A 4,258-nucleotide genomic window follows, 5' to 3' on the forward strand; every position below is an offset into this window, starting at 1 on the left:
ATGCTCGGCAAGGGGCTCTACTAGTGAAGCCTCTGCCGAGCATGGCTCGGCACTACAGGAACAAAAACGCCACCTTGCGGTGGCGTTTTCAATCAGGCTCCAGCAGCTCAGCGCTTGCCGCTACCCAACAAGCCGCTGCCCAGCTTGATCAGGTCGCTGACGCCGAACTGGCCGTCGCCGTCCTGGTCCATCACGCTGCCCAGCAGGCCGCCGCCGATACCGCCGGCCTGCGTCACCTGCTGCTTCTCCTGGCCCAGGATCTGCGCCAGACCATTGGGATCAGCCTGGCCGCCGCTGCTCATGCGCTGGGCGATATAGGCCATCACGATCGGGGCGAGGATCTTCAACAGCTGGCTGGAGCTGCTCGGGCTCAGGCCGGTAGCCTGGGCCAGGCCGGTTTCAGCGCGGTTCTGGTTGCCGCCGAAGATGTGGCCGAGAATGCCGGCGCCATTGGCTGCCGGGCTGTTGCCGCCGCCCATCACTGCACCCAGCACGCTGCCGATGTCCAGGCCGCTGTGGTTGTTCTGCAGCGCGCCGAACAGGGCTTCGGCGCCTTGCGGCTTGGCCGCGTTGTTGCCCAGTGCGCCCATCAGCAGTGGCAGCGCGGCGCTGATGGCGCCCGAGGCCTGCTGGCTGTCGATGCCAAGCTGCTGCGAAACCTGCTGCAGCGGTGCGCCCTGCAGCTGGGAAAGAAGGTCGTCGGTCAGGCTCATCGGGGAATCCTTGAATGGGTGGGTTGCCGAGCGGCATGGTAACCCCCGCAAGGGGGCGTAAGTGAAGAGGCCAATGACGTGTTGGTTTGTGGGCGGAAACAGCACCGCCCGCGCAATGCGGGCGGTGCTGGATCATCCTTGGATCAATGGGTCGGGCTTATAGCTCGATGTCCTCGGCACCGGGTGTAGCAGCCGGGAAATCATTGCCCGGGTGCGGCGGCGGTGCGAACGGATCGGCCGAGGCAGCGGCTGCTGCAAGTGCCTGCAGGGCAGCGGCGATGCCCGCACCGTAGGCCGGGTCGGCCTTGTTGCAGTTGTCGATGTGGCGCTGCTTGATGAAGTCCGGCGCATCGCCCAGGGCTCGCGCGGTGTTCTCGAACAGACGCTGCTTCTGTGCGGCGTTGTAGCTGCGGAACAAGGCACCCGGCTGACTGAAGTAGTCGTTGTCGTCTTCGCGGAAGTTCCAGAAGTCGGCATCGCCACGGATCTTCAGCGCTGGCTCGCGGTACTGCGGTTGCTCCTGCCACTGGCCATAGCTGTTCGGCTCGTAGTGCGGCAAGCCGCCGTAGTTGCCGTCCACACGCATGGCACCATCGCGGTGGTTGCTGTTGACCGGGCAGCGGGCAGCATTGACCGGGATCTGGTGATGGTTCACACCGAGCCGGTAACGCTGCGCATCGGAGTAGGCGAACAGACGTGCCTGCAGCATCTTGTCCGGCGACGGGCCAATGCCCGGGACGAGGTTGCTTGGCGCGAACGCCGACTGCTCCACGTCCTGGTACCAGTTGACCGGGTTGCGGTTGAGCTCGAATTCGCCGACTTCGATCAGCGGGTAATCGCTCTTCGGCCACACCTTGGTCAGGTCGAACGGATGGATGCGATAGGTTTCGGCGTCGAGCTCGGGCATGATCTGCACGAACAGCTTCCACTTCGGGAACTGGCCCTGCTCGATGGCCTGGAACAGGTCACGGCCATGGCTCTCACGGTCCTTGCCGACCAGCACCTGGGCTTGCGCATCGGTCAGGGCTTCAACGCCCTGCTGGCTATGGAAGTGGAACTTCACCCAGTAGCGTTCGCCATCGTTGTTGGTGAAGCTGTAGGTATGCGAGCCGAAGCCATGCATATGGCGGTAGCTGCGCGGGATGCCGCGGTCGCTCATCACCACGGTCACCTGCATCAGTGCTTCCGGCAGCAGGGTCCAGAAATCCCAGTTGTTGCGGGCGCTGCGCAGATTGGTGTGCGGGTCGCGCTTGACCGCCTTGTTGAGGTCGCCGAACTTGCGCGGGTCACGCAGGAAGAACACCGGCGTGTTGTTGCCGACCAGGTCCCAGTTGCCTTCTTCGGTGTAGAACTTCAGCGCGAAGCCGCGGATGTCACGCTCGGCATCTGCCGCGCCGCGCTCACCGGCAACAGTGGTGAAGCGGGCGAACATCTCGGTCTGCTTGCCCACTGCCGAGAAAATCTTGGCACGGGTGTACTTGCTGATGTCGTGGGTGACGGTGAAGGTGCCGTATGCGCCTGAACCCTTGGCGTGCATGCGGCGCTCGGGAATGATTTCGCGGTTGAAGTTGGCCAGCTTCTCCAGCAGCCACACATCTTCCATCAGCAGCGGGCCACGCGGGCCGGCGGTCTTGCTGTTCTGGTTGTCTACTATCGGCGCGCCGAAGGCGGTGGTCATCGGCGTCACTGGCGCGTCGCCATGCTTCTGCTTGGGCGTGGTGCTGGTGTCACGTTGCGACTGCGCGGCCTGCTCGGGGGAGGGGGCGCTGTGATACGGACAGGTCGGCTTGGTGTCATTGCTCATGGCTGGCTCCTGCTGGCGTTGGGGTTTTGCTCCCACCGACTGTAACCACGGGAGCGTTAAATGAGTAATCAAATGAACCGTTCGCTCCGATAGGGCGTACCTATTGCTCAGCTTGCCAGGATAAATGCGCTCTGTTGATGCCAAGCGGTCATTCCTGTGGCTGCCAGCCGCTATGCTGAGTAGCTGCCTGTCCCGGAATCACTCATGAGCCAACGCGCCGCCCGACTGCTGCACCTGCTTGATGAATTGCGGCGGCGCCGCACGCCGGTGCGCGGCGCCGAGCTGGCACAGCGGTTGGAAGTGAGCCTGCGCACCTTGTATAGGGATATTGATGCGCTGCGCGGACAGGGCGCCGATATCGCCGGTGATCCGGGTATCGGCTACCAGTTGCGGCCGGGTTTCCTGTTGCCACCGATGATGTTCTCCGCCGAGGAACTCGAAGCGGTGCTGTTGGGGGCGCGCTGGGTGGCCTCGCACGGCGACCCCGAGCTGGCAGCCGCTGCTGAAACAGCATTGCAGCGTGTCATCGGCGTATTGCCGGAAGCCCTGCGGCTGCAGGTAGAAACCAGTGGCCTGTTCGCGCCGCATTGGCACGCGGTGCCGCCGGAGCCGTGGTTGCCTGCGTTGCGGCGCGCCATCCGCGACGGCAATGCGGTACGCATCCAGTACCGCGACGTCGAGGGTAGGGTCAGTGAGCGCATGATCTGGCCGTTCGCGATGGCCTTCATGGCCGATGTACGCATGTTGGCTGCATGGTGCGAGATGCGCGGCGATTTCCGCCACTTCCGTGCCGACCGTTTGCTGGCATTGGAAGACACGGCACAACGCTATCCAGCGCAACGTCATCAGTTGTTGAAGCGTTGGCGCGCGCAATGCATGACGGACGGCTGATACATCACTGCTGACAGCAGCTGTCAGCAGCCCCTGCGCACACTGTGGGCTCCTTACAACGCAGGTGCCTGACATGACCGATACGCTCACCTTCTACAGCCATCCACATTCGCGCGGCCGTATCACCCGTTGGATGTTGGAAGAAACCGGCTTGCGCTACGACGCGGTGATGCTGGAGTACGGCACCAGCATGAAGTCAGCGCAGTATCTGGCGATCAATCCGATGGGCAAGGTGCCAGCCTTGTTGCAGGGTAAAACGGCAATTACCGAAAACGCCGCGATCTGTCTGCATCTGGCCGATCTGGCACCGGCCAAGGCATTGCTACCGCCAGTTGGCAGTGCCGAGCGCGGCGAGTGCTACCGCTGGGTGCTGTTTGCGGCCGGGCCGCTGGAGGCCTTCGTCACCGACCTTCGTCATGGCAAGTTGGCGCCGCCGATGGAGGCCGGCTACGGCAGCGCCGAGGATTTGATTCGCACGCTGGAAACGGCAGTAGCCGGCAAGCGCTACTTGGTGGGTGATGGCTTCACCGTCGCCGATCTGTATATGGCCTCGTTCCTGAGCTACTTCGTCAGCATGGGCCAGCTTGAAGCCAAGCCGGTGCTCACGGATTACTACGCCGTGCATCTGCAGCGGCCGGCGTCGGTGCGTGCGGGCGAGTTGGATGATGCCTTGCTCCCGCTTGTAGGAGCGGCGTAAGCCGCGAAGCTGGGGGCAATGGAAGGGCCCTGAAAGCCAACCCCTCCCCAACCCTCCCCTTGGCCTTCGGCCAAAGGGAGGGAGCAGAAGCAAAGCCGTAGTGCCGAGCCATGCTCGGCAGGGGCTTTACCGGTGGTGCCCAACGCCGAGCAT

The 4,258-nt window shown here is 63.5% G+C and carries 4 protein-coding genes; 2 read left to right on the forward strand and 2 right to left on the reverse strand.

Features of this window, described 5'->3' with window-relative positions:
- Nucleotides 1-107 precede the first annotated feature (107 nt).
- Nucleotides 108-713 carry a DUF937 domain-containing protein gene (locus tag ACVOLZ_RS22165; RefSeq protein ID WP_481518018.1) on the reverse strand — a complete coding sequence of 202 codons (606 nt, stop codon included), beginning with the start codon at nt 711-713 and terminating at the stop codon, nt 108-110.
- A 157-nt stretch (nt 714-870) separates the two neighbouring features.
- Complete coding sequence (locus ACVOLZ_RS22170) at nt 871-2,517, reverse strand: catalase (protein WP_481518019.1); 1,647 nt, start codon at nt 2,515-2,517, stop codon at nt 871-873.
- A 204-nt stretch (nt 2,518-2,721) separates the two neighbouring features.
- Between ACVOLZ_RS22170 and ACVOLZ_RS22175 the strand changes: the two genes are divergently transcribed.
- Together ACVOLZ_RS22175 and ACVOLZ_RS22180 are read left to right on the forward strand one after the other, a co-directional pair.
- A complete protein-coding gene (locus ACVOLZ_RS22175) occupies nt 2,722-3,408 on the forward strand; it encodes a helix-turn-helix transcriptional regulator (RefSeq protein WP_481518020.1) in 687 nt (228 codons plus the stop codon).
- A 73-nt stretch (nt 3,409-3,481) separates the two neighbouring features.
- The gene (locus tag ACVOLZ_RS22180) at nt 3,482-4,105 is read left to right on the forward strand and encodes a glutathione S-transferase family protein (RefSeq protein WP_481518021.1); all 624 of its coding nucleotides are present in this window, start codon (nt 3,482-3,484) and stop codon (nt 4,103-4,105) included.
- Nucleotides 4,106-4,258: the final 153 nt, after the last annotated feature.

The organism is Stenotrophomonas sp. STEN020 (assembly GCF_056760195.1).

Coding starts and splice junctions, on each gene's coding strand:
- ACVOLZ_RS22175 (WP_481518020.1), top strand. CDS start 2,722: ATGAGCCAACGCGCCGCCCGACTGCTGCACCTGCTTGATGAATTGCGG.
- ACVOLZ_RS22180 (WP_481518021.1), top strand. CDS start 3,482: ATGACCGATACGCTCACCTTCTACAGCCATCCACATTCGCGCGGCCGT.
- ACVOLZ_RS22165 (WP_481518018.1), bottom strand. CDS start 713: ATGAGCCTGACCGACGACCTTCTTTCCCAGCTGCAGGGCGCACCGCTG.
- ACVOLZ_RS22170 (WP_481518019.1), bottom strand. CDS start 2,517: ATGAGCAATGACACCAAGCCGACCTGTCCGTATCACAGCGCCCCCTCC.